Origin of the sequence: Psychrobacter immobilis (assembly GCF_904846175.1) — a bacterium.
Lineage (GTDB): Bacteria > Pseudomonadota > Gammaproteobacteria > Pseudomonadales > Moraxellaceae > Psychrobacter > Psychrobacter immobilis_E.
In genome coordinates, this window is record NZ_CAJGZM010000003.1 from 208,611 (window position 1) to 233,203 (window position 24,593).

Consider the following 24,593-nt stretch of genomic DNA (forward strand, 5'->3'; position numbering starts at 1 on the left):
ATAGGTGAAAAAATCGATATTCATCATAAACAGCGAGCTTTTGTACTAAGGATTTTATCATGTTTATTTCATGGTTATCTTCCCCAAATTAATTCATGCTTTGTCACGGACGGCGAGCAATCCTGTATTCACAATAGGTAGTAAATTTATGAAACAAGCTTTATTAATTTTGTCAGTATTGGGAATGGGTATAGCGCAGACGAGTGGTGCTGTCGAAACAACCTTTCAACCAAATAATACCTTGAGTCATACCATCACAAATATCTCTACTTCTGCGAACTACGGTTCAAGTCGCAATATCTATAGCACTAATAGCGGTGCTTATGTTTCAAGCAATGATGAAATCAGTCAAGCGATTGATAATCTCAGTGCCCATGCCAAGCAAAAAGAATATAAGCTTGCTTCGCTAACCAATCGTTTGTCTTATGAGCAGCGTCAGCAGCAAGCAAGCTCAGTGCCAGATCGTTATTCTGCTCCTGCCATTGCTGCAGCCAATGCTGCACGCGTCGCGCTTTCAAGCAGCTCTGGTTACTGTGCGCGTTATGTACGTAAAGCACTACAATCAGCGGGTTATGAATTTACGCCTAACCCATCAGCTTATCAGTATGCCTCTCGTGGCACACTTGCCCAAGCTGGCTTTGCTAAAATCAGTAACAATATGCAGCCACAAGTTGGTGATGTTGTGGTCTATGATCGCAGCTCAAAGCATCCACATGGTCATATCCAGATTTTTGATGGCAATGGTTGGGTCTCTGACTTCCGTCAAAGCAGTATTAGCCCATACAGCGGCGTTTATAATTATACAACTTGGCGCGATTCTCAATATGTTGACGATGCGTCTAACCGTGGTATCTACCTTGCTATGGCTGACTAATATTAGGCATTCATTAAGCAGTTATCATTATTTTTAGAATAAAGTGTTTTCTCCGAACCCAGTAATGCTCTTGATGACATTACTGGTTTTTTTTGCTTGGCATAATTTAATAACTGTTTAAATTAGCTATGTAAATAAAGAATCTACTTAGCTAGCGCCGCCTGTTTATCAAATACTGACCAATATTGCATATTATGAAAATCTGGCGGGGATACGTGTTTGGGTGCAAAATATAACGCCGTTGTACCAAATGTCGTCGAAAAACTCAAAATCACACAAGGATGAATGTAATCAATGCCATTATCAGTATCATTGATAACATCCTTTTTATTATGAATCCGACTTAAGGACAAACTAAAGCTGCGTTCATAAAGATAAGTTTTGGTGGTGGTAATATTAGGTGTTAATGAATTGATAAAAGGTTTGATTGTCTCTGACAATGGGTTCTGCTCTGGGTTGGCAGTGCCATTACTCGAAGGGCAATGACTGGATGTCCAATTAATAAAAGCACGTGTTTGCCCATTAGCTTGCAAAACTGGTGTTGGCGGCAATATCGTAGGGTTACGATAGCTTTTAAACTGATAAAGCGCATAACGACCGTCAGGATTAGCATTAATTTCAATATAAGGGCTAGTTTTGTTACCATCTATTGAATCAATACCCATTTCATTAGTGTTATTTATCGAAACAGTGCTATTTATTGCACCGCCTGCTAAAAAGCATTCAAGGCAAGTCTGCTCCCATAAATAATCTACAAATCCTACTTGCGCAGATTGCCATATTGGCCAGTCTAATTGCGCCGCTAATGATTTAAGTGGCAGTGTTACGCAATAATCAAGCTGTAACTGCCACTCTGGCTGCTCAGTGCTTTGGGCTCTCTGTTCTGTTTGTGTTCTCTTTGCTGTTTGAGCTAGGGTTGCGATGACTTCTACTTGAATATTTTGTAAGTCCTCTATCGTCACGCCAAGCTGTTTGGCATCAGCAGCGAGGGTATCCGTTGCTAGGCATAAGTTAAAAGTTTGGCTCATAAGTTGATAATATCCGCAGTTTAATAGCAATTAAGAATGAACTGTAAGCAGTAAAGGGTAAGTAGATAACATAAAAGCCGCGAGCAAATGCTGCGCGGCTTTTATTAGATAAGATAAAACACAAACTAAGCTGGCAATAACAACTTACTGCGCGTGACGAGCAAGATTTGATAGTTTAGGATTGGCATGTGGGTTTTTACGCAGTAACAGCGCCATACGACCAATTGAATGTACCAAAGAGGCATTAGCGGCGGCGGCAAGCTGAGCGCCGATGATATCGCGTTCTTCTTTAGTGCCAGCTGGCAGCTTTATTTTGATAAGTTCGTGATCCGTCAAAGCGCGATCAATCTCTTCAGTGATGCTTGGGGTAATACCCTTGTTGCCAATCATAACGATAGGTTTTAGGTCATGACCAATGCCTTTTAGGCGTTTGATGGTAGCGTTATCGAGTTGCATATAATTCCTAGATGTTGGTAAAAATAAAAGATGGTGCTATTAAGAGCAGATAATGACCATTATAGATAATCTGAGGTCATCTTGCATGAGATCAGCAGGATTTTGCACGATTTTACATGATGAAAATGTTAAACTGAAAGTATGAGTACATTATAAACGCTACGGTCTTATAAAGCAGTGTTTTAACCAAGAGAATTTGACCGTGAAAGGTTACAAGGTGCATTTAAGACTTTATTGCTAATTTAGTTAAAGAACTTAAGTACCTAGCAATAGTCATCTTGTAGTCAAGTTTTTTATAAATAGACAGATATTGAACCCTTATAGATAACCAATTTATAAACCGCTAGCGGTGTTTTACAAAGTAATAGGAGCAGTCATTTTGGTCACGCGTATTGAAAATAAAAAATTGTCAAAAAGCAGCAGTGCTTGGATGCAGGAGCACATTGACGATCCTTATGTGAAAAAAGCCCAAATAGATGGTTACCGTGCCCGTGCTGCTTATAAATTGCTTGAAATTAATGAGAAGACCAATCTAATTAAAAAAGGCATGACCGTCGTCGATTTGGGCAGTGCGCCGGGTAGTTGGTCGCAAGTTGCGGGACAACTGGTTGGTGAAAAAGGCGTCTTGATTGCCTCTGATATTTTACCAATGGACACCTTGCCCGACGTCACCTTTATTCAGGGCGACTTTCGAGAGGCAGAAGTGTTCGACCGTATCATGGCAGAAGTGGGCAACCGACAGGTCGATGTGGTGTTATCCGATATGGCACCGAATACCGCTGGCAATAGCGCCATCGATCAGCCGCGCATGATGTACTTATGCGAGTTGGCAGTCGATTTCGCCCTCGCAACCTTACCAGAAGGTGGCGCGCTTATTATGAAAGTGTTTCAAGGTGAGGGTACACAAGAATTACGCAAGCAGATGCAGGCTGATTTTAGTAAAATTCGTAGTATCAAACCTGGCGCTTCAAGACCACGTTCAAAAGAGATGTTTTGGATTGCGATTAAATAACTGCCATTGAGTAATACTGAACAAAATCATCAAATTAAAAGCGCTACATTCGTTAACTGAATAAATAGCAATGCCGCTTGAATTATTCAGGTTAGCACCACATATCATGGTATATTAACTTTGTTTTGAATCTATATCGCTTTAAATATAGAGCTATATATCAAGGCTATGTTTTAAACAGAATCGTTTGAAGTTTTAAACAAAGTCGTTTTAAGCTAAGTCGTCTGATAGTAAGCGCCTTATCAGCTCAGTTATTTATAGCCGTTTGTTTAATTATTTTGCTTGGTTTATGACTCTAAAAAATAGTGAAAGTACCAAGCATGAATAATAATTTGCAACTAGGCATTGAATAGTGAGCCAAACGTTTATATATAGACGTCACGTGTTTAGTAAACACACCAATAAGTAAGGGATGGGAATAACTAGTGAGCGACATGGTAAAAAATACCTTATTGTGGCTGGTGGTAATCGGCGTTTTAGTGCTGGTGTTTAGCGGCTTTGATAAATCTTCTGAGCCTGATAGCCTTAACTACTCTGAGTTTGTGACCGCTGTGTCAGAAAACCAAGTAGCCAGTGTTGAAATCGACGGCGAACAAATCACCGGCGAAAAGAAAAATGGCTCAGCATTTGAGACCATTCGACCAGCCGTGGCTGATGAACAGCTCATGCCGCTATTGCGCGAAAACCAAGTTGAAGTACAAGGTACTGCGCCTAAGCGCCAAAGTGTCTTGATGCAACTATTGATAGCCAGTTTCCCAATTTTATTAATTATTGGTCTGTTCCTATTCTTTATGCGCAATATGCAGGGCGGCGCTGGCGGTAAAGGCGGTGGTCCGATGAGCTTTGGTAAATCAAAAGCCAAAATGCTGACCGAAGATCAAATCAAAGTTAACTTTGAAGACGTTGCTGGTTGTGAAGAAGCCAAAGAAGAAGTCGTCGAAGTCGTAGAGTTCCTGCGAGACCCTGATAAATTTACCAAACTTGGGGCAACGATTCCACGTGGTATCTTAATGGTTGGTCCTCCAGGTACGGGTAAAACATTACTAGCACGAGCCATCGCTGGTGAAGCCAAAGTACCGTTCTTCTCGATTTCAGGTTCTGACTTTGTTGAGATGTTTGTTGGTGTTGGTGCTTCACGTGTGCGTGATATGTTTGAGCAAGCGAAGAAAAGCGCCCCTTGTATCATATTTATTGATGAGATTGATGCAGTCGGTCGGCATCGTGGCTCTGGTATGGGCGGCGGTAACGATGAGCGCGAGCAGACATTGAACCAGTTATTGGTTGAAATGGATGGTTTTGAAGGCAATGAAGGCGTTATCGTTATTGCGGCGACTAACCGTGCTGACGTTCTTGATAAAGCACTATTGCGTCCGGGTCGTTTTGACCGTCAGGTGCAAGTAGGTTTACCAGATATCAAAGGTCGTGAGCAAATTTTGAAAGTGCATTTGCGAAAATTACCTAATACCATTGGTGTTGATGCCAATGCTCTTGCCCGTGGTACACCAGGATTTAGTGGTGCGCAGCTGGCCAACCTTGTCAACGAAGCCGCCTTATTTGCCGCGCGTCGCAACAAGCGCAGCGTTGATATGAATGACTTTGAAGACGCAAAAGACAAGCTATATATGGGTCCTGAGCGTAAATCTATGGTTATCCGTGAAGAAGAGCGCCGTGCAACGGCTTATCATGAAGCGGGTCATGCCTTGGTTGCTGAGCTGCTTCCGGGTACTGACCCTGTGCATAAAGTGACTATTATGCCGCGTGGTTTCGCGCTTGGCGTGACGTGGCAGTTGCCTGAGCATGACCAAACCAGTATGTATAAATCAAAAATGCTGAGCGATATTGCGATTTTATTTGGTGGTCGTATCGCAGAAGAAGTATTTATCCATCAAATGTCAACGGGTGCCTCAAACGACTTTGAACGTGCAACTAAGATGGCACGAGCAATGGTTACCAAATACGGTATGTCAGATGCGTTAGGTATCATGGTTTACGAAGATGACGATAACTCACAAGGTTACTTCGGTGGCGGTGGTCGTACTATTTCAGAAGCGACACAGCAAAAGGTCGATGAAGAAGTACGTCGTATGTTAGAAGAGCAATATGACATCGCGCGCGAATTGATTGAAGGCAATCAAGAAAAAATCCATGCTATGGTAGATGCCTTGATGAAATGGGAAACCATTGACCGTGATCAGTTGCAGGATATTCTAGCTGGCGAACAACCTCGTCCGCCTAGAGTCTATCAGCATAATGAAGTAAACTTATCAAAAAATGATGTTAAAACTACGACCTCAACACCGCCGCCATTACCAGCGATGTAGTTTCTGGTTTAGTCTTTTGAGATTGCATCTATTTTCGATAGAAAAGCCCTTTTTAGTAAAGGGCTTTTTTGTTGCTATAATTTTAGGAAGGCTTTAGGACAGCATAAGATTTGCTGCTATCATAGGCATTATAGCTTAGTAGATTATTACTGTAGCTAAAACGATTTTTACGAACTGAATTTATAATGGATATGTTATGTCATTATTCCAACCCTTACCTAATTATAAAGTGATAAGTCGAGATAAAGTATTAGATTTATCGCAGCCGCATATCATGGGTATTTTAAATGTCACACCAGACTCTTTTTCTGACGGTGGGCAGTTTAACGCTATCGATAGCGCACTTGCGCATGCTAAAGATATGATTGCCGCAGGTGCAACCATTATCGATATTGGTGGTGAATCTACCCGCCCAAACGCGCAACCCGTGGCGACTAGCGATGAGATACAGCGCGTTGTTCCAGTGGTCAAAGCAATTCGTCACCAGCTAGGTAATGACATATGGTTATCAATTGATACCAGTAATCCGGCGGTTATGCAGGCAGCTTTTGACGTAGGCGCAGATATTTGGAATGATGTACGAGCGCTTAAGCGTGATGGCGCGGCGGCAATGGCAGCTAAGCTTGATATTCCTGTCATGCTGATGCATATGCGCGGTGAGCCGACGACAATGAATAACCTTGCACAATATGACGATGTAATTGAAGAGGTCAGTATCGAGCTGGCAGCCTGTATCGATGAGGTCACCAGTATTGGCGTTAAGCGTGAAAAGATTATTATTGATCCAGGTTTTGGCTTTGCTAAAGACTATGAGCATCATCGCGCTTTATTAAGCCAGCTGATACGATTGCAAGCATTTGGATTGCCAATGATGTTTGGTATTTCGCGGAAGCGCTTTTTAGCTGAAGTGTTAAACAAGAGCGGAGCCGAAGCGGTTGCTACTACCCAAGCGATAGAGCGTGATGCGGTAGGAACGGCAGCGGCAATGTTTGCACTGCAGCAGGGCGCTAGTATCATTCGCACGCACAATGTCGCTATGATGCAGCAAGCTGTGGCATTATGGCAGCAGTTATCGACTTATCATCAAGACCAATAGGATAATAGATTTTTATAAAATGACTTTTTATAAACTGCTTTTTATAACCGATGTCTTTATAAGTACAGCTGAATTCTATTATTTATCAGCTTTATTATTCATTTAAATGCCTATTCAGTTAAATACCATTTAAACCTATGAGAATATTTTTATGACGATTAGCAATCAGCCAGAACCAAGCAATCAACCAGAGCCAACTATCGAGCAACGCCGCATTATTTATCAAGCTCGCCGTGGATTAAAAGAGTTAGACTTTTATATAGACCCTTATATTAAAGAGCTATATTTAACCGCTGACCCGAGTGAGCAGGCGACTTTTGCAGAAATGCTGACCCATGAAGACCCTGATTTATTAGATTACTTTACCAACCAAAGCCGTCCAGAGAATGAGGCAATATGGGATTTGGTCAATAAAATCAAAACATGGCGCCATAATAAAGATTTAGTCTAACTCTTAAAGCTCTTGTTTTAAGCATACTTGGATATTCAATTATGATATCGCCAACCTCGCTACGTATCGACGCACCTATTCAGCCTACAACCTATTTGCGCCTGTTGTTTTATATGCTTTTAGCGAGTGTAATGATGATATTAGCTGGACTTGCGTTCTTGGCATTATGGCAATATGTACTCATATTTGTGGTTACTGTCGCCGCGGTCAGCTATTTAGCATTATCACGCCCGATATTATTGCATCTGAGTCAACCGCCATTGGATAAAAGCGTTTATCAGCATTGGCAGCTACTCATGCGTACCAGTCACGGTGATGCCTTATGGCAGGCGCAGCTTACTGCGGTCAGTAACTATCAGTGGGTCATATGCTTTAGTTTTATTATCAAAGAGCCTTATCTGCGCCCTTTATCCGTAGCGGTATTTCGGGATCAAGTCAGCGCGGAACACTGGCGCCAATTAACAATTTTAGCGCATAGCATTTCTCATAAAGCTGCGTAGATAAACTCAATCTCCTATTTATGACTGCCATTCCTTTCACTTTTTTCTTTTTAATCGCTAACGATCTACTACATCCCATAACAAAATGCCTATCTAGATAATGAAAGAGATTTGCTATATTGCAAGAAAGCGTTAATAGCTAATTTATTTTAGCACTTGTTTATAATGACTTATTTATAACTATTTGCCATACTTTTGGCAGATGGTTGTTTACATGGGCTAAGTGAATAAAAGCGTTTGATGATAAATGTTTTATAATAAAAAGGAAGCGATTATGAGTTTATTAGGGAATTTAGTGAGTCAGGTTGCTCGCAGTGCTATGGATCCAGAAGACGCACAGCGCAATCCAGTGAATCAACGTATTAACCCACGCCGTACTGGCGGATTGGGTGATATCTTGGGTGGCGTATTAGGCGGCGGTAATCAGCCGAGTGGTTACAATCCGCAGCAGTATGAGCGCCGCACCGATAACGGCTTTGGTTTAGACGATATCATTGGCGGTCTGACAGGCGCTAATCAGCGCGGTGGTGGTATGAGCTCGGGTAGAGGCGGACTTGGGGATATCTTAGGAAGTGTACTGGGTGGTCAAATGACTGGCGGTCAAACTTCTAGAAGTGGCTTTGGCGGTAAAGGTATGTTGATTGCTGCGCTTATGCCGATGGTGCTCAGCTGGATCAAACGTAATGGGGGCTTGAGTGGCGCCTTATCAAAAATTACCGGCATGGGTTATGACAATCAAGCACGTTCTTGGATGAGCAATCAAGAAGCCAATGATAATTTAGATCCTAATGAAATTCACAATCTATTTGATGAAAGCGAAATCCAGCAAGTAGCCGCGCATACTGGCGCAAATGAGATGGAAGTACGTCAAGGTCTCGCTGAGCTGTTGCCTGAAGTGATGAATCAATTGACGCCCAATGGCAATTTGGATAATGAGCCTGAAGCCAATGAAGAGATTGATCAAATTATGAATCAATTATCGAGCCGCTTAGGAACGTTAAAATAAAGCGATATTAAAATAGAACGACGTTGAAATAAAATAGGGTTGCTAACTACTGTTTCAGAATCTGTGTTTGAAAATTATTAGTAATAAAAAGAGTACATGTGAATGTGCTCTTTTTTATTTGTCAAAGTAAGAAACTATTGAAGGGCGAACGTTTTAAGGAAAATAATTCTAAAAACGCTCATCCAAAGTCTCCAAGGTGTAATTTAGCGCCTCAAAGCAAATATCGGTATTAAAGCCGCGATATTGTAAAAACCGTAGCTGACGGGCTTTGTCTTTTGGTTCAGTGGGTATGTCATCGCCGTATTTTTTGGTACGTGCGCTTACTGCTAGTTTGAGCCAGTCAACACCATCGACCAGATTGTCCGCGCTATCCTCTATAAACTCGCTAAATTCTTCCGATTCGGCATTGGCCATATCGATAAGCTCATCGATATTAGCGGGCATAGCAATTTTTTTACGATAAAACTCCTGCTTGATGCGTCCGCGTCCGCGCCCTTTACGAATATTTTCACGAATAATCATTAGAGTGGTGCGATAATCACTTTGATAACCTTTTTCTTCAAACTCATCGAGTAGATCGTCGATTTTGTCTGGATCCTGTTCTTTATCAAGCAGTTTTTGCTTAAGCTCAGCCTTGCCGTATTCACGACGTGATAAATAATAAAACGCCAACCAACGTAAGCGACTTTCGGCTTTGATAGCGTCAATTTCCGCTTGTTTTTGTTCGGGAGTGCGTAAATACGCTTTGAGTGCAGAGGGTAGGTTATCGAGGTCTGCTTGATGGCTTTCAGCAAACTCTTTTTGATGTTTGTCACTGTTTATAGGATCATCATGAACGTTATTCTTAACTTCAGCGAGCATCTGCTTAATACTTTGAGCTTCTGGAGGCTGATAAGCAGGCACGTCACTAGGCTCAGGGCTAAAATTCGCCGCTGGATGAAAACGCTTTTTACGTTTCTTGGATTTGGAAGGGTTTTTACTGGTAGAAGAATGAGCATCAACTGAATCTATCTCAAAGTTAGAATCGTCAGATAATGAACTGTCTTCACGATAATGGGTTGAATGCTTGCGCGTTTTAGCCGTTTTTCTAGGCTTGTCTTGATAGGAGTGTTGAGAATGTTTAACAGATTCAGAGGATTTGATAGGTTTTTTAGATTTAGCATTAGGACTACTCGCTGAATCGGCTTCCGATTCAGCGAGTATTTCAGCTAAGGTTTTAATTTTCATAACAAGTCATGATCATTGATAACGGTGAATAATGAATCCGTTATTGAACAGGTTCAGAAGCAAGTTCTACATCGGCTTCATTAGTATCTGTGGCTTTGGCTTCTTTTTTGGATCCAAGTTTTTCCTCACGGATTTTGGCTTCGATTTCTTGTGCAATCGCAGGGTTTTCTTTTAGGAACAGTACCGAATTGGCTTTACCTTGACCGATTTTTTCATCGCCATAGCTATACCAAGAGCCGGCTTTGCCCACTGCACCAATCTCAACACCCAAGTCAATCACTTCAGCTAAATGGTTAGTACCTTCGCCATAAGTAATTTCAAACTCTGCTTGACGGAATGGAGGCGCCATCTTGTTTTTAATTACCTTGACACGGGTTTGGTTGCCGATGATTTCATCACCATTTTTAACTGCACCGATACGGCGGATATCCATACGTACTGAGGCGTAGAATTTCAGCGCATTACCACCAGTGGTGGTCTCAGGGCTACCGAACATCACACCGATTTTCATGCGAATTTGGTTGATAAACACCACCATACAATTTGAGCGTTTGGCGTTTCCAGTAATTTTACGCAAGGCTTGGCTCATCAAACGTGCTTGCAGACCCATGTGTGAGTCGCCCATTTCGCCTTCAATCTCTGCGCGCGGCGTCAAAGCAGCCACGGAATCAATGACGATCATATCAACTGCCCCTGAGCGTACCAACATATCGGTAATCTCAAGCGCTTGCTCACCGTTGTCAGGCTGAGAAAGTAGTAGGTCATCAGTGTTCACGCCAAGCTTGCGCGCATAAACTGGATCTAGTGCATGCTCAGCATCGATAAAGGCACAGACGCCGCCTTGCTTTTGGCATTCTGCAATTGCTTGTAAGGTCATGGTCGTTTTACCCGAGCTTTCTGGACCGTAAATCTCAACGATACGACCTTTTGGTAAACCGCCAATCCCAAGCGCAATATCTAGACCCAATGAGCCTGTTGATACCACATCCACATCCATAATAGCTGAGTCATCGCCTAGGTGCATGATGGTGTTTTTACCAAACTGCTTTTCGATTTGACCAAGTGCGGCTTTGAGAGCTTTGGCTTTATTTTCGTCCATATAGGACTCCTTGTTATTAATAATAAGTGTAAATAATGAGTAAGGCTAATAAATGTACTGGTTATTTAGAACTATCCATCACAGACGCTTTGCTCAATGGGTTAGCTTACAGACTCAAACAGTAGTAAGAGAGATTTTTAAACAAAGTCGAGGTGGTTGGAGATATTAGGTTGAAGACGGTGATATCGAATATATCACCCTACTATACAGTAAAATTCAATAATGAGAAAAGCAAAAAAAAGTTCATGATTTTTGCTATTAAATGAGCATAATAATAGCAGTGAGCTTAGTTAGCACATGCTTTCCACGTAGTTTTTAAGCTATCCTATTTTATATCACTGTTGATTAGATAAGGCTATTATAACAAAATCCAAGGTAAATATTGAGGCTGCTAAGAGGCTAAACGACAGTGAGTGTCGTATGGTGTTTTATAAGAATACTCATAAAATAAGCTTGATTTTTCTCTTAGTTTCGAACTTTATAATAGGCTTATTTGTCAATATATTTACGAGTTGTCCACAATAAAAAAAGCATTTTTATTCAGCGCTTGTGAAACATCCTTAGCGATAAAATTAATTTGAAAAATATTAAAAATATATTATTTTTCTTTCAAATAAAATTTAAGTTGTTGATTTACATAGCTTTAAAAATTGTACAAAAAATGAACGATTTTACCTAACCCTTTAAGCTGCCTAGGAAAATGCTTGTCAAGTAGCGACTTATACACAGGGTTATCCACAGCTTATGGGGAGAACTCATGAAGCCCTTGTACTACCAATGTTTGCGCAGATATGAAATATCGGCTGTAAGCCAAATATAGACTATTTCTATTTTTGCAACTTTAAATTTAGGGGGTAAAGTTAACGTCTAATGCCTATGTTTCACATATGGCTAGCGGGTATCTAGTGGATATAAAGGCCGCATTTAAAGGCATTAATGATTTAAAATTAGCTAGCACAGCGTGCGAAGCCTTATATATCAACAGATGAAGTAGGGCGGGATAGGTATTCAGCCACAAAAAAGCGGCTAAGTACATTATTAGTATCTTAGCCGCTATATAGCAACATCGCTAGGGTAGTGCTATCGAGATCAGTCTTTAATATAGATTAAATCCCAAACGCCATGTCCGCGCTCTAACCCTCGGCGCTCAAACTTGGTCATTGGACGAAAGTCAGGACGGTCAGTGAAATTACCTGCGCCTGCTTGATTGGTCAGGCCTGCAAAACCATCCAGTACTTCAACCATCCAAAAGGCATAATGCTCCCAGTCAGTCGCCGTATGGAACCAGCCGCCTTGCTTTAAGCTGCGCGTGACAATCGCCATGCGCTCAGGGCTAACAAAACGGCGTTTATAATGGCGCTTTTTTTGCCACGGGTCAGGGAAGTAAAGCTGGATACGATCAATATGGTTTTCTGGTAACTGCTTAAGTAATTGGATAGCATCACCGTTAATGATTTTAACGTTGGTTAGACCCTGAGTACCTGCCATATAAGCGCATTTACCGATACCTGGCTCATGGACTTCAACGCCAACGAAATTACGCGTCGGCTCAGCAGCGGCCATCTCGATAAATGAATCACCTAGTCCAAAACCAATCTCTAAAGTGAGAGGCGCTGCACTGCCGTTAGGGCTATCTGCGAATAGCGCTCGCAAATCATCGATGCCATCAAGATTGCCATCACCGAAACTGTTATTGACTAAGTAATGCGCAAACTCTGGCGCAGTCAGTGCCAGTTCCGCATTTTTATTCATATGTGTACGGCGTTTCATAAAGGTATTAACGATACGAATGTGTTTACCCTCTGTAGGCTCAGATTGGCTGTTAGAATCGGCATCAACGCTAGTGGCAGTGTGAGTTGCTGAGTTCATGGTGCTCATGTTATTCGTAGTATTAGGGTTTTGTTCATCAGTAGTATTAGTACTATTGATGTTTTCATTGATATCAGAATGTTGACTCATAGGATTAACAAGGCTTAATTAAGTGGGTAAAGTTGCCTCATTATAAGTGAAATCGTGACCACTGTGAACGCACAATCCAATTTTAGCGAGCCTGCCATAACTTTCATCTATTTCTATGGCTTTTCTATGAAATGCAATGCTAGAAATCTATTTTTTCTATAGTCAGGTTTCATATATATGGGTTTTCTACGGAGGGCTTTTGGCGTTATCATATAGTAAGCGTCATTTAAAAATAATTATCAAACATAGCCATTTAGTAAGAATATTTTAATGAAAAATATTTCATAAGAATCATTGCGTTAAAATTTCTGCTTAATAACAAGTAAGGCTTATTATTATGTTATTTATCGAGACGGATTCGCCGCCCCCATTTTATCAAGAACAGCTCACGCCTCAAAAGCGTCAACAGTTGGATAAATGGTTTATCAGTCAGCGTAGCCAGTCGTATTATCTTAAGCGCTTTGAGGAGTTTGATAAGCAAGGTTATCTGTCTCCAAAATGGCACTGGGCGGCATTTTTTGTGACTTTCCCTTGGCTGCTGTATCGTAAGCGTTATATGGATGCGATTGTTTATAGCGTTGCAGGCTGGTCATTTATCCAGCTTAATGTGGCGCTGGTATTGGTGGCGGTTGAGTTTGTCGCGATGCCGTATATTGCCGATGCTTACCAGATGGCCATTCGTATTGCTATTGCGGCGCTGATTTGGCTATTTTGGTCATTTATGGTCGCACGTTGGACGGACGCTTATTATTACCGCATGGCACGGCGCGAGATTGCTGATGCTATCAATGATTATCCGCGCGATGAAGCAGCGCAAAAAGCACATTTGCAAAAAGAAGGCGGGGTGAGCTTATTTGGCTTGGGTTTAGGCTTTGGATTTTTTGCTTTTGCGTTAATGGTAATAAAGGTGCAGTTTTTACCCATTGTCGCCAAGCCCAAAGAAAATGAAGTGTTGTTTGATACCTATGATACCGCTAAAACAGCACAAAATCGTGTGGCGCTGACTTATGGGCAAACGGGGCAGTGTCCACTTAACCTGCCTCTAGATATGGGTACGCACCAAGTAAATATCGCTGTCGATACCAAAGCTGCGGGCGTGGCAAACACCGATTGCGCGGTCATTGCCACTATTCAAAACGTTAAGTTTCCATTACGTTATTTAAATGAGCAGACGCTGGTCTTCTATCATGTGCCCGATAGCGATAATTGGCGCTGTATGACCTCGCTAAATAAAAGACAAGCACCTCAAAGCTGTATTGAAGATTAATTGATTATTAAAAGGAAATAGTGGTTAATTTTTAGAGTCAGCAGTCAGATCATCTTTTCCATCGGCAGGTGTTGATTGGCTTTTTAGCGCGTCATAAAAATCGCTTAAATCCATTTTACGGGCTTTATCGATATCTTCATCAAATAAACTCTCAAGCTCCGCTATGGCTGATTGTGCCGATTCAATCATACTGGCTTCATCGTCATAAATCGCTTGCTGGCGTTCAATCAAATCGTCGTCATAATCACGGAAGGTTTGGACGGTTTCGCGCGCTTTTTCCGGTGAGATACCGAGTAACTGTAGCGATTCACGCGACATATCTAAAGACGATAAATAGGTCTCACGCCAAATATGACGTACACCGACTTCACGTAAACGGTAATAATGCTGGCGGTCACGGGCGCGCGCTAAAACAATCATATCGGGATAGTTTTTACGCAAATATTGAGCGGTGGTGATAGAGCGCTCCACATCATCGATAGCGAGAATAAAGACGCGTGCTTTTTTGATACCAGCGGCGCGTAGTATCTCGGGGTTTTTTGGATCGCCATAATAAACTTGGTTACCAAATTTACGCACGAAATCGACACGATTTGCCGAGCGCTCAATCGCCGTAAATTCGATATTGTGCATACGTAGCACCCGACCAATAATCTGACCGACACGCCCAAAACCAGCAATAATGACCTGATGCTCATCGTCGGGAATCGTATCGTATTCGCGGCTTGGTTTGCTTTTAGCAAATAGTGGCTCACCGATTTTTTCTAATAGTAAAAATGCCAGTGGCGTGAGTGCCATGGATATGGTGACGATAAGGTTTAGGGTATTGGCAAGTTCAGGGAGCAAGACATTCTGCGCTGTGGCCACACTGAATAACACAAAGGCAAATTCACCACCTTGCGCAAGGGTGACGCCCAATCGGATACTGGTCGGCCAGCGATTGCCAGATACTTTTGCAATAGCGGTAATAACACCAAATTTAATCATCATCAACGCCATGGCACAGCCGATGATAAAAATAGGCTTTGCTAAAATGAGTTTAACATCGGTGAGCATACCGACCGACATAAAGAACAGTCCTAGTAGTAGCCCTTTAAACGGCTCGATACTGGCTTCCAATTCGTGACGATATTCAGAATCTGCTAACAAAACCCCAGTTAAAAATGCACCCAATGCCATCGATAAACCAATTTGCCCCATCAAAATAGACACGCCCATGACGATAAATAGGGCGACGGCGGTTAAGAGTTCTGATGCGCCACTGGATGCCACGAATTTAAAGAAAGGTCGGATGATATAGCGGCTGGCAAAGATAAGTCCGGCAAAAACCGCGAAAACCTTGCCAAAATAAATCAAATCGTAGCTTTGCTCACGTACCCCTGACAAAAACGGAATGACCGCTAATAAAGGAATAACGGCAATATCTTGGAATAATAAAATCGTAAAGGCTTCGCGGCCATGAGTACTAGAAAGCTGCTGTTTTTCCGTCAGGATTTGCAGAACAAAGGCAGTAGATGACAGCGCAAGACCGAAACCAACGATAAAAGCGGTATCGAGCGGCAAGGCAAAAAACTGGTGTAACAGCGACATTAATAGCGTGCCGGTCAGACCAACTTGTAAGCCACCGAGGACAAATATTGAACGCCGTAGCGCCCATAAGCGCGAGGGTTGCAGCTCAAGGCCAATGATGAACAACAACATGACCACGCCGAACTCAGAAAAGTGTAATAAGCTTTCCGCATCGCCTGCGACATCTAAACCACTGGGGCCTAATATCAGACCAGTAATCAAATACCCCAACACTGTCGCAATACCGAAACGCTTACCCAGTGGTACAAACAGTAGCGCTGCTCCCAAGAAAATCGTAGCTTGTAACATTAAATTTGGTGAGCCGGCGGCGGCAGCGAGCATCTGGAATCCTTAGCAGTAACGATAAAATAAGCAGTAAAACAAGGTAGGCCAATAAGCAAAAACATTTTTGCAGGTTTATTTTTTACGATAAATCTTCCACACGCCATTATCTGCCAGCGCATTGCTATAAGCATCGTTACGGCGCTTACGCGGAGTCTGGCGGCTATCGACAATTTTAAAATCGGGCAGGGCATGAACGATAAGCCCAGTGCGATAAAAGCGCACGCGCTCAGGCTCTAGCATCTCACCTTTGTTATCACGGCAAAATACATACGCGCGCAAATCGATAAATTCACGATGTGCTACCAAACGCGCCTCATCATCATTATCAAATATGGCGCTCATACGGGCGATTTCATCAGTGCTGTAATTGCCACATTTATCAGTAAGCGCACCGACCGACCCAAAGCTTTTGGATTCTTTGGCACGGGTCTTGGTCAGATGTAGCCTTTGCACATGATAGATAAATTGCGGTATCTCAAGGCTGGCTGGTAGCGGCAGATAGTCGGGTGGTAGGTTAGCCGCCGGATAAAAAGCCATTGCGCGCTCAAGCAGATTATGCCAACGCTGCTGATAGGCTTGGACTTCGGCTAAATTGCCTTCATAAATCGGCATATCACGAATTTGACGCAAAATATCAGGCGGAAACTGCTCATCTCGAAAGCTGGCAATATCTTCTTGCAACGTTGATAACAATGCTTTGGCATGTTTTTTACCCTCGCTTGAGATAGGGTCATCAATGTAGCTTGGAGCAACGAAAGGAGCTGAGCGTCTCGACATGGCAGAAGGTCATCAATTGGTTATGAATAAGGGTCTTAGGCCTTAAGTATACAGAATTTAGATGAAAAATATGGCGACGCGGCAAAATTTCCCATGATTTTTTAACATCCGATTACAATGATAAAAACCCGCGTGATATAAGCTTATTTAAAATTAGACATTTTTAGTTATCTTTTTTAAGTTTCTTTATTAGGAGCTATTATTGTGAATAATGGCTTAAAATATTCTCCCAATCATAATGACTGGCGCAGCTTATTAATAACTTTTGGCAAAATAATTTTAAAAGCTATCTGTGCAGGACTGGCACTGCTATTTGGATTTTGGTTGCTAATTGCGTCAAATATGGGACCAGCTTATCTGCCGCATATTATGGACGGTGCGCTAGATTTTTGGATTCGCATGATGCTGTTAGGATTGGGATTAGGTATTTGGCTAATAACAGCACTTTGGATAATTTATATAATGCTGCGTTATGGGCATCACTTTATAAAGCGTTACTTGATAAAACGTCGCTCATAACTGACAAATAAGTAGGCGACGTTTTAATTAATACTTATATGAAAGATAGGGTTTTTAATATTTAATTTCTTATGCTTAATGGTTGTGACCAATATGACTGTTAGCATCAGTCGCCTGCTGTGAGATATCGCAAACTAAGGCATCGCTATGGGTCTTGGTTTGCGGATGCGCTAAGCTTTCAACTTGAATGGTTGCGTGGTGAATATCAAGTTCAAGGAGGCTTTGCTCTAAATTGGTAATCAAGATACTAGATTCATAAATACTCATTTCGCCGTCGACGACCACGTGGCATGATAGGGCATTTAGACCACTGGTGATACTCCAAACGTGCAGGTCATGGACTTGCCGTACTTGCGGATGGGCGAGTAGTTTGTCTTCGACCTCCACCAGCAATATGCCTTCTGGTGTGCCTTCCATCAAGATATGGACCGAATCGCGGACGACGCGGTAACCACTAAATAAAATCAGTATGGCGACAATTACCGAGGCCGCCGCATCCGCCCAAACCCAACCAAAACTCATCATCAAAAGCGCGGCAACGATAGCGGCAACGGATCCCATCAAATCGCTCAAGACATGCAAATAAGCACTTTGCATATTAAGATTGACCGGTGCTTTACCTTCATTTTTCCCTTGACTGCTCTCGTTACTGCCTGCATGACTGTGACCATGTGCATCTCCGCCACGACTACCACGGTGCATCAGCCAAGCGACTAAAATGTTGACCAACATACCAATGGTGGCAACGATAAGCATGCCTTGGGTCGCAATCTCAGGCGGCGAATTAAAGCGCTTAATTGCCTCATAAAAAATCATGATGGCAATAATAACCAACGTCGCACCATTGACCGTCGCCACTAAAATCTCAAAGCGTTTATAACCAAAGGTTTTTTGATGCGTTGCGGCTTTTTCACCAATCTTAAATGCCATTAACGTCGCGCCAAGGGCCACCGCGTCACTGAGCATATGACCAGCATCAGACAGTAGCGCCAAACTACCAGTGAGCCAGCCGCCGATGGCTTCGACAAACATATAGATAGTAATAATGATAAAACTAAACAGCAAAGTACGCTGATAGCCTTTGGTATCGCGTGGTGCAACCGTCTGTTCTAGGTGCTCATCGTGGTCATGATTGTCTTGATTATGATCAGTATAACTGTCTTTAGTATAATGACCTTCTTCATCCTTTTGACCGTGATTATGGTTATCAGCCGCAGCATTCTCATGAGAATGGTCATGTTTTTCAGGGTTTGGATGGTTTTGATTCATAACAACACTCAGGATGATAAAAGGTGAAATGGATGGTTTATAAAGCTTTGCTTGCTGAGCATAAACCAGACAGATATAAAGAATTTAGCACATTTAATAAATGCTTGCTGTATCTAGGCGGTAAACGATGAATTGCTGATTTTGCATAACGTTCTTTATTGACGGCTAGCTATAGAGTAGTAGTTGGGCTTAAAGAGTAATAGTTGGAAGTTACCAGCCAACAGGGTCAATATCCAAGGTCAGCTTAAGATATTTGGCGCTTGGCAGAGCAAGGACGGGTTGCCACCAATGATTTAATACTCGATGCAATTGCTGTCTGTCTTTGCCTAACAGCAGCAATTGCACATGGTAGCGACTGTTCTTTTTACTCATCGGCGCATCGATAGGACCGAGGACAGCAAGATTATGCCCATTTGGTAAAATGGCAATCGCATCTTTAAGTGCTTGCGTCGTGGTGGCGAGAGTCTTGCCTTCACAGCGTATCAAGGCAGCATAACTTTGCGGCGGTAAGCCCATCATTTTACGTTCTTGCAATAGCTCGCGTGCGAATGATAAGTAACCATCTTTTACCAATTTTAATAACAGCTCATTATCGGGTTGCAAGGTTTGAATCAGTACGCGCCCCGATTTATCACCGCGACCGGCACGTCCTGCTACTTGAATCATTAATTGTGCGGTATGTTCTGGCGAGCGAAAATCGGCGGATAAAAAACCACGATCAGCATTGGGTAAACAAACCAAGGTAACATTGGGAAAGTGATGACCTTTGGCGACCATTTGCGTACCGACTAAGATAGCAGGCTTGCCTTCATTGATACGCTGATAGATATTCTCCCAGCTGTCTTTATTTCTGGTGGTATCGCGATCGATTTGGATAATGGGATACAGCGCTTTACTGGTTTGCGGATTCGCAAAAATCGCATGCAAGTTTTCGCTAAGTCTTGTCGTCCCCATCCCTTTGGCATCCAAATTTTGACTGCCACAATCAGGGCAAATCGTTGGAATATAAGCTTGCCAATCGCAGTGGTGGCATTTTAAATAGGAGCTGCTTGAATAGGAATTAGATTGCGATTTGCTATTGTAATGAACCGTTAAATGCGCATCACAGCGCGGACAATCTGCCTGCCAACCACAAGCTTCGCATAACAGAACTGGCGCATAGCCACGACGATTTAAGAATATCAATACTTGATCGCCCGCTTCTAGCGTTTGCCGTATCGCGCCAATAAGCGCATCGGTCAGACCAGTATCATAGCGTGCGCCTGCGTCCGTCGTTTGTTGATGGGTACTTTGCAAGCGTGCATCAATCAGCTGCATGCTGGCAAGCTTGGCATTACCGGGGCGAGTTTGCAGTAGGCACTCTACCAGCTTGCCATCATCGACCAGTTTTAAATGCTCAAGAGACGGGGTAGCGGTACCAAGTACGACAGGGATATTGGCTTGTAATCCACGATAAAGCGCCACGTCGGCGGCATGATAGCGCAACGTATCTTGCTGCTTATAAGAGCCATCATGTGCTTCATCCACGACAATTAAGCCCAAATCTGCAAAGGGATATAGTACCGCTGAGCGCGTTCCAATGATGATTTGCGCATGACCGGTACGGCAGTCTTGCCAACCTTGCAAGCGATGGGTATTGTTCATGCCCGAATGCAATAAGACAATATAAGCGGCAAAACGACTGGCAAAGCGCGCGCGCGTCTGAGGGGTTAGTCCAATCTCTGGTACTAATATCAATACCTGCTTGCCGGCTTCTAAGACTGCTTGCATCGCCTGCAAGTAGACTTCGGTCTTACCACTACCGGTAATACCGTTTAATAAAAACCCCGTATATTGCTTAGCTTCATGAGCAGCAATAATCGCGGTAACGGCAAGCTCTTGCTCTTCATTAAGCTCAAGTGGCATGGTTGCCAATTTAACAGGAGCAGGTGCTTGTTTGTTTTGAATATAGCGCTCGATAAGGCCTTTTTCTTCTAACGCTTTTAAAAAACTGCGCTGCATCCCTTCTAACAGCAAAATATCTTCACTAGCGCCGTGCTCGCCGTGTAGTTTAAGCATATCAAATTGTTGCTTTTGCTTTTTTGCATTGGCGCGAAAGTCGTCGTCGTTTACATGTGGCAAAATTCGCCAATGGGTAATCAGTAAATCCAGCGGCTTACCTTGGCGAACGAGAGTTGGCAACATAACCGCTAAGACGTCACCGAGCGGATAGTGATAATAGCGCGCCAGCCAATGCGCCAGCTTTAGCATACTGGTATCCAAAATAGGCTCAGCATCCAAGTATTTATTAATAGGTTTGAGCTTATTAAGAGGTGCGTCGCTATCTGTTGCAGCAATATGAGCAATAACGATACCGATTAAGGTTTGACGACCAAAGGAGACTTCGACACGGCTACCAATAGGCGGTATATGAGCGGAGGTTATATTCGGCAAAGCGTTAGTCTCTGCGGGTAAGCTGTAGTCAAACACCCGATAAAGGGGCACGGGTAGCGCAACTTGTAGCAACATAAAAGGGCTTCGCAGTCTTATCAGGTGAACGGGGATTAGGAAGAAAGGTTAAAATACAAATAGATGGAGACTAATAAGCTTAGCATGATGCTAAGCTTATTATCATTTCACATAAAACCGTAGAGCTTAACAAAGCTCAATAACCGTCTTATTCAATATACATAATAGATTCAATTTCAACCACACCGCCTTTAGGTAGTGCGGCGACTTGGACGGCTGCGCGGGCAGGGTATGGTTCGCTTAAATTAGCGACGAATACTTCGTTTAACGCGGCAAAGTCATTTAAATCGGTTAAAGAGACGTTGAATTTAACCACATCATTTAAGCTGCCGCCAGCTGCTTCACAAATGGCTTTAATGTTTGCAAATACTTGCTTCGCTTGTGCTTCAAAGCCTTCTTTTAACTCCATAGTGTCAGGATCAAAACCTAACTGCCCTGAAATATAAACAGTATTACCTACTTTTACCGCTTGTGAATAGGTGCCAACGGCGGCTGGGGCTTTATCGGTTTGAATAGTTTGACGAGTCATATAATATCCTTATGATATTCTTTAATGTTTATTTGGTTGAAAAGTTAGCAATAACTTTTAGGCTGCGTTAAACGCTTAAAATTAAATACATAGGCTGAAGCCTAACGTTTAAAAGGTATGGATAAAAAATATGGATTTTAACATTTATTTTAACTGCTTTTATAATTGATATAGCCGGATAATATTAGGGAATCCGAGTAGCGAGCGGAGTTCGCGAATACCTTGCGCTAAATGATTGCGACTACGTACCACGATATGAATAATAGTATCGCTGCTACGCACATCGACCTTTTCGACCCCGATATTTAACTGGCGCAAATGATAAATCACTTCGCTGATTTGCTCATCACTTAAGGCGATTGAGAGCTTAAGATAAGCGGGGAAACGAACTTTACTACCATGTTCTTCTGAGTTGCTCTGCTTAATTGCTTTATCATTGCGCCAGCGTAATTGGATAACCTGATAAGGATTGTCCTTACGGATATCGTCCAATGAAAAGCATTTATGTCGATGGACAACCAGACCATGACGAGATAAATGGCCGACGATAGGGTCGCCATAAATGGGGTGACAGCAATTGGCAAAATCAAGCTCAACGCCTGAAGCATTGACAATCAATTGCTGCGGTTGGGTCATATCATCAACGCTCTCTTGCGATTGAATATCACAAACTTCATCGCTAAACAAACGCGTAACCACCAATTGCGGCAATAGTGTACCTGAGCTTATCTGTTCAAATAGCGCCGATTTTTCAGTCAGTCCACGCCATTCGATGAGGTTTTTCCAATCACTTTCGCTTAAATCATCAAGACTTTTTTGATAGGTTTTTAATGCTCTATCTAAGGCTTGCATGCCGTGATGCTGCTTATCGGCGGCAGATAAGTCTTTAAACCAGCGTAGAATTTCAACCCGCGCTTTATTGGTGACTACAAAGCCTAACCATTCCGCTTTTGGTTCAGAGTGACTATTGACCTCAATCTCGACCAACTGTCCGTTTTTAAGCACGGTACCAAGTTTTGCGTGTTTATTATCAACATTGGCACCGACGGCGACATTGCCGACCATAGGCCCTACGGCGTAGGCAAAGTCTAGCGCGGTTGCGCCCTGTGGTAGCTCATAAGCACGCCCTTGTGGACTGTAGCAGATGATTTTACTCGAGTGCAGATAATCCATCAGCTCATTAATGGTGGAGACCGCCGCTGAAAAGTCGGGGCTATCTTCATTTAAGCTGTCTTCATCGTCGACCAAGTCTTTCATATTGCGTAATGACGCTTGAATGACCGATTGACTGACGTCGGAGGCATGTTCTGCGCCAATAACGCCAAGCCTTGCAGCGTTCTGCATTTGCTTCGTTAAAATGGTGACTTTAACAAAGTCATTATCGCGCTCATAGATAAGGGTCAGCGACTGATTGCCACCGGGCAGCGGCCGGCGAATATTATCAGCGATATGACTGTCATCAATCTGATACTTTTTAATCAGATAATAAGCAAGCTTGTCACAGGCTTCGATATTATCAAGGACAATCTCAAATGCATAATGGCGCAGTAGGGCATTGATTTCACCGCGATTACGGAAAAACTGCCGGAAGATAACGACGCGATTGTCTAAGACTTTAACCATGCCATTAAGATCAAGATTATTAAGAACAATACTTAAATAGCGATGAATGGCTTCTCTTTGAAAATTGCGCCCAAGTCCATGTTGTAGTAGCTTATCAGAGATCTTGTTATACATTTCAGAATCAAGGTTACGATAACAAAGCACTTCGATATAGTCGGCAATGTCATTGAGACCCATTAAGCGTGCAAAGGGCACATAAAAATCCAAGGTTTCTTGTGCCGTGGTGCGCTGTTTTTCAGGACGTACCGCATCCAAAGTCGACATATTATGCAAGCGGTCAGATAGTTTGATAATCAGTACACGCGGGTCGGCAAGGGTGGCCGTCAAGATTTTATGAAAGGTAGCCGCTTTATTTTCTTGTTTATTATGGGTTGATGATTTTAATTTGGTGACGCCATCGACCAGTCTTGCCACTATTTTGCCATAACGCTGCTCAATCTGCTCAGCCGTGACCTCGGTATCTTCGACCGTATCATGGAGAATTGCCGCAATAATCGTATCGCGATCCAAGCGAAAACCTGCCAATATTTCGGCAACGGCAATCGGATGGGTGATATAAGGCTCCCCTGATTTACGCTTGTCTTTGATATGCGCAATATCACCGAACTCACAGGCATCAATAATATCACTACGTTCAGCCGCAGTGAGATAACCTACTGAGCGCAGCAGATTATATTGAGCGTCATCGACTAAAGGATGACTGAGTTTGGGTAAGGTTTGACTCATAAAGCGGCGATCCTATTTTCCAATACCTATTTGCCAGTTCAGGAGGATTTGTCGATGCGAGACAGTTTATCGGTGCTGGACTGTTTGGGTAAATGGTGACTGAATGAATGCTGACTGACCTAAGCTACAAAAGCTTAAAAGCGCAAAGCTAAAAAACGGGCAGACCACCCTCTAATTAATCGTAAATCGCCTTCAATGTCAACTGCTAAGCGAGTAGGCTATGCAAAAATTAAGAAATTCCGACTGAATGGTAGGAATTTCGCTATAAGCGGACGTTAAAACTGCTCATTGCTTAGTTTGTGCTCGCTTTTTGCTCGGTATTTATACTCAATGCTTATAGTTTGGTATTCTCGTTCTTGTCAGGTTTACGAGTATTATAAATAATAATAGCGTCACAACCAAAAAACCACAGCTTATGCTGTGGTTATTATT

Annotated in this window: 20 protein-coding genes; 9 read left to right on the top strand and 11 right to left on the bottom strand. The window is 42.7% G+C overall.

From position 1 onward, the window contains the following. Positions 1 to 148: 148 nt before the first annotated feature. Complete coding sequence (locus JMW39_RS05480) at positions 149 to 874, top strand: CHAP domain-containing protein (RefSeq protein ID WP_201544627.1); 726 nt, start codon at positions 149 to 151, stop codon at positions 872 to 874. 143 nt (positions 875 to 1,017) lie between these two features. On the opposite strand, the gene JMW39_RS05485 is transcribed toward JMW39_RS05480, so the two are convergent. Together JMW39_RS05485 and JMW39_RS05490 are read right to left on the bottom strand one after the other, a co-directional pair. Further along, entirely contained in the window at positions 1,018 to 1,902 is an 885-nt protein-coding gene (locus JMW39_RS05485; protein WP_201544628.1) for a hypothetical protein, read from the bottom strand. Positions 1,903 to 2,046: 144 nt separating this feature from the next. Beyond that, entirely contained in the window at positions 2,047 to 2,358 is a 312-nt protein-coding gene (locus JMW39_RS05490; RefSeq protein WP_201544629.1) for a YhbY family RNA-binding protein, read from the bottom strand. A 379-nt stretch (positions 2,359 to 2,737) separates the two neighbouring features. Here JMW39_RS05490 and JMW39_RS05495 point away from each other — a divergent pair, with 379 nt between their 5' ends. The 6 genes from JMW39_RS05495 (at position 2,738) to JMW39_RS05520 (ending at position 8,744) form a co-directional block, all read left to right on the top strand. Beyond that, entirely contained in the window at positions 2,738 to 3,370 is a 633-nt protein-coding gene (locus tag JMW39_RS05495; protein WP_201544630.1) for an RlmE family RNA methyltransferase, read from the top strand. Positions 3,371 to 3,795: 425 nt separating this feature from the next. Continuing rightward, entirely contained in the window at positions 3,796 to 5,691 is a 1,896-nt protein-coding gene (ftsH, locus tag JMW39_RS05500) for an ATP-dependent zinc metalloprotease FtsH (RefSeq protein ID WP_320157911.1), read from the top strand. Between the two features lie 196 nt (positions 5,692 to 5,887). Next, the gene (gene folP, locus JMW39_RS05505) at positions 5,888 to 6,787 is read left to right on the top strand and encodes a dihydropteroate synthase (RefSeq protein WP_201544631.1); all 900 of its coding nucleotides are present in this window, start codon (positions 5,888 to 5,890) and stop codon (positions 6,785 to 6,787) included. Positions 6,788 to 6,938: 151 nt separating this feature from the next. Continuing rightward, positions 6,939 to 7,238, top strand: coding sequence for a succinate dehydrogenase assembly factor 2 (locus JMW39_RS05510; RefSeq protein ID WP_201544632.1), 300 nt, complete (start codon positions 6,939 to 6,941; stop codon positions 7,236 to 7,238). Between the two features lie 41 nt (positions 7,239 to 7,279). Further along, a complete protein-coding gene (locus tag JMW39_RS05515) occupies positions 7,280 to 7,738 on the top strand; it encodes a hypothetical protein (protein WP_201544633.1) in 459 nt (152 codons plus the stop codon). 274 nt (positions 7,739 to 8,012) lie between these two features. Then, positions 8,013 to 8,744, top strand: a complete 732-nt coding sequence (locus tag JMW39_RS05520) for a YidB family protein (protein WP_201544634.1) — start codon at positions 8,013 to 8,015, stop codon at positions 8,742 to 8,744. A 168-nt stretch (positions 8,745 to 8,912) separates the two neighbouring features. Here the strand turns inward: JMW39_RS05520 and JMW39_RS05525 are convergent, their stop codons facing one another. From JMW39_RS05525 to trmB, 3 genes are all read right to left on the bottom strand, one after another. Then, positions 8,913 to 9,971 carry a regulatory protein RecX gene (locus JMW39_RS05525; RefSeq protein WP_201544636.1) on the bottom strand — a complete coding sequence of 353 codons (1,059 nt, stop codon included), beginning with the start codon at positions 9,969 to 9,971 and terminating at the stop codon, positions 8,913 to 8,915. 40 nt (positions 9,972 to 10,011) lie between these two features. Next, the gene (recA, locus tag JMW39_RS05530) at positions 10,012 to 11,070 is read right to left on the bottom strand and encodes a recombinase RecA (RefSeq protein ID WP_201544638.1); all 1,059 of its coding nucleotides are present in this window, start codon (positions 11,068 to 11,070) and stop codon (positions 10,012 to 10,014) included. Between the two features lie 1,089 nt (positions 11,071 to 12,159). Continuing rightward, positions 12,160 to 13,029: a tRNA (guanosine(46)-N7)-methyltransferase TrmB gene (gene trmB, locus JMW39_RS05535; RefSeq protein ID WP_201544639.1), complete on the bottom strand. Its 870-nt coding sequence runs from the start codon at positions 13,027 to 13,029 to the stop codon at positions 12,160 to 12,162. 337 nt (positions 13,030 to 13,366) lie between these two features. Here trmB and JMW39_RS05540 point away from each other — a divergent pair, with 337 nt between their 5' ends. After that, the gene (locus tag JMW39_RS05540) at positions 13,367 to 14,296 is read left to right on the top strand and encodes a DUF2628 domain-containing protein (protein ID WP_201544640.1); all 930 of its coding nucleotides are present in this window, start codon (positions 13,367 to 13,369) and stop codon (positions 14,294 to 14,296) included. 24 nt (positions 14,297 to 14,320) lie between these two features. Here JMW39_RS05540 and JMW39_RS05545 read toward each other — a convergent pair whose 3' ends face one another. Continuing rightward, on the bottom strand, positions 14,321 to 16,207 hold the full coding sequence (locus JMW39_RS05545) for a monovalent cation:proton antiporter-2 (CPA2) family protein (RefSeq protein WP_201544641.1): 1,887 nt from the start codon (positions 16,205 to 16,207) through the stop codon (positions 14,321 to 14,323). A 75-nt stretch (positions 16,208 to 16,282) separates the two neighbouring features. Then, positions 16,283 to 16,987, bottom strand: coding sequence for a hypothetical protein (locus JMW39_RS05550; protein WP_201544642.1), 705 nt, complete (start codon positions 16,985 to 16,987; stop codon positions 16,283 to 16,285). Between the two features lie 204 nt (positions 16,988 to 17,191). Here JMW39_RS05550 and JMW39_RS05555 point away from each other — a divergent pair, with 204 nt between their 5' ends. Beyond that, complete coding sequence (locus JMW39_RS05555; protein WP_201544643.1) at positions 17,192 to 17,506, top strand: hypothetical protein; 315 nt, start codon at positions 17,192 to 17,194, stop codon at positions 17,504 to 17,506. A 75-nt stretch (positions 17,507 to 17,581) separates the two neighbouring features. Here JMW39_RS05555 and JMW39_RS05560 read toward each other — a convergent pair whose 3' ends face one another. From JMW39_RS05560 to JMW39_RS05575, 4 genes are all read right to left on the bottom strand, one after another. Continuing rightward, the gene (locus JMW39_RS05560) at positions 17,582 to 18,775 is read right to left on the bottom strand and encodes a cation diffusion facilitator family transporter (protein WP_201544646.1); all 1,194 of its coding nucleotides are present in this window, start codon (positions 18,773 to 18,775) and stop codon (positions 17,582 to 17,584) included. Between the two features lie 210 nt (positions 18,776 to 18,985). Beyond that, positions 18,986 to 21,283, bottom strand: coding sequence for a primosomal protein N' (locus JMW39_RS05565; RefSeq protein ID WP_201544648.1), 2,298 nt, complete (start codon positions 21,281 to 21,283; stop codon positions 18,986 to 18,988). 148 nt (positions 21,284 to 21,431) lie between these two features. After that, positions 21,432 to 21,812 (bottom strand): RidA family protein, encoded by a 381-nt coding sequence (locus JMW39_RS05570; protein WP_144296647.1) that lies wholly within the window; start codon positions 21,810 to 21,812, stop codon positions 21,432 to 21,434. Positions 21,813 to 21,971: 159 nt separating this feature from the next. Then, positions 21,972 to 24,161: a RelA/SpoT family protein gene (locus tag JMW39_RS05575; RefSeq protein ID WP_201544650.1), complete on the bottom strand. Its 2,190-nt coding sequence runs from the start codon at positions 24,159 to 24,161 to the stop codon at positions 21,972 to 21,974. Between the last annotated feature and the right edge of the window lie 432 nt (positions 24,162 to 24,593).

What these genes read in the sequence shown, in the direction of transcription:
- JMW39_RS05565 (WP_201544648.1), bottom strand. Translation starts at nt 21,283, where the DNA reads ATGTTGCTACAAGTTGCGCTACCCGTGCCCCTTTATCGGGTGTTTGAC.
- JMW39_RS05550 (WP_201544642.1), bottom strand. Translation starts at nt 16,987, where the DNA reads ATGTCGAGACGCTCAGCTCCTTTCGTTGCTCCAAGCTACATTGATGAC.
- recA (WP_201544638.1), bottom strand. Translation starts at nt 11,070, where the DNA reads ATGGACGAAAATAAAGCCAAAGCTCTCAAAGCCGCACTTGGTCAAATC.
- JMW39_RS05570 (WP_144296647.1), bottom strand. Translation starts at nt 21,812, where the DNA reads ATGACTCGTCAAACTATTCAAACCGATAAAGCCCCAGCCGCCGTTGGC.
- JMW39_RS05485 (WP_201544628.1), bottom strand. Translation starts at nt 1,902, where the DNA reads ATGAGCCAAACTTTTAACTTATGCCTAGCAACGGATACCCTCGCTGCT.
- JMW39_RS05545 (WP_201544641.1), bottom strand. Translation starts at nt 16,207, where the DNA reads ATGCTCGCTGCCGCCGCCGGCTCACCAAATTTAATGTTACAAGCTACG.
- JMW39_RS05560 (WP_201544646.1), bottom strand. Translation starts at nt 18,775, where the DNA reads ATGAATCAAAACCATCCAAACCCTGAAAAACATGACCATTCTCATGAG.
- JMW39_RS05480 (WP_201544627.1), top strand. Translation starts at nt 149, where the DNA reads ATGAAACAAGCTTTATTAATTTTGTCAGTATTGGGAATGGGTATAGCG.
- folP (WP_201544631.1), top strand. Translation starts at nt 5,888, where the DNA reads ATGTCATTATTCCAACCCTTACCTAATTATAAAGTGATAAGTCGAGAT.
- JMW39_RS05540 (WP_201544640.1), top strand. Translation starts at nt 13,367, where the DNA reads ATGTTATTTATCGAGACGGATTCGCCGCCCCCATTTTATCAAGAACAG.
- JMW39_RS05490 (WP_201544629.1), bottom strand. Translation starts at nt 2,358, where the DNA reads ATGCAACTCGATAACGCTACCATCAAACGCCTAAAAGGCATTGGTCAT.
- JMW39_RS05515 (WP_201544633.1), top strand. Translation starts at nt 7,280, where the DNA reads ATGATATCGCCAACCTCGCTACGTATCGACGCACCTATTCAGCCTACA.
- JMW39_RS05575 (WP_201544650.1), bottom strand. Translation starts at nt 24,161, where the DNA reads ATGAGTCAAACCTTACCCAAACTCAGTCATCCTTTAGTCGATGACGCT.
- JMW39_RS05520 (WP_201544634.1), top strand. Translation starts at nt 8,013, where the DNA reads ATGAGTTTATTAGGGAATTTAGTGAGTCAGGTTGCTCGCAGTGCTATG.
- trmB (WP_201544639.1), bottom strand. Translation starts at nt 13,029, where the DNA reads ATGAGTCAACATTCTGATATCAATGAAAACATCAATAGTACTAATACT.
- JMW39_RS05510 (WP_201544632.1), top strand. Translation starts at nt 6,939, where the DNA reads ATGACGATTAGCAATCAGCCAGAACCAAGCAATCAACCAGAGCCAACT.
- JMW39_RS05525 (WP_201544636.1), bottom strand. Translation starts at nt 9,971, where the DNA reads ATGAAAATTAAAACCTTAGCTGAAATACTCGCTGAATCGGAAGCCGAT.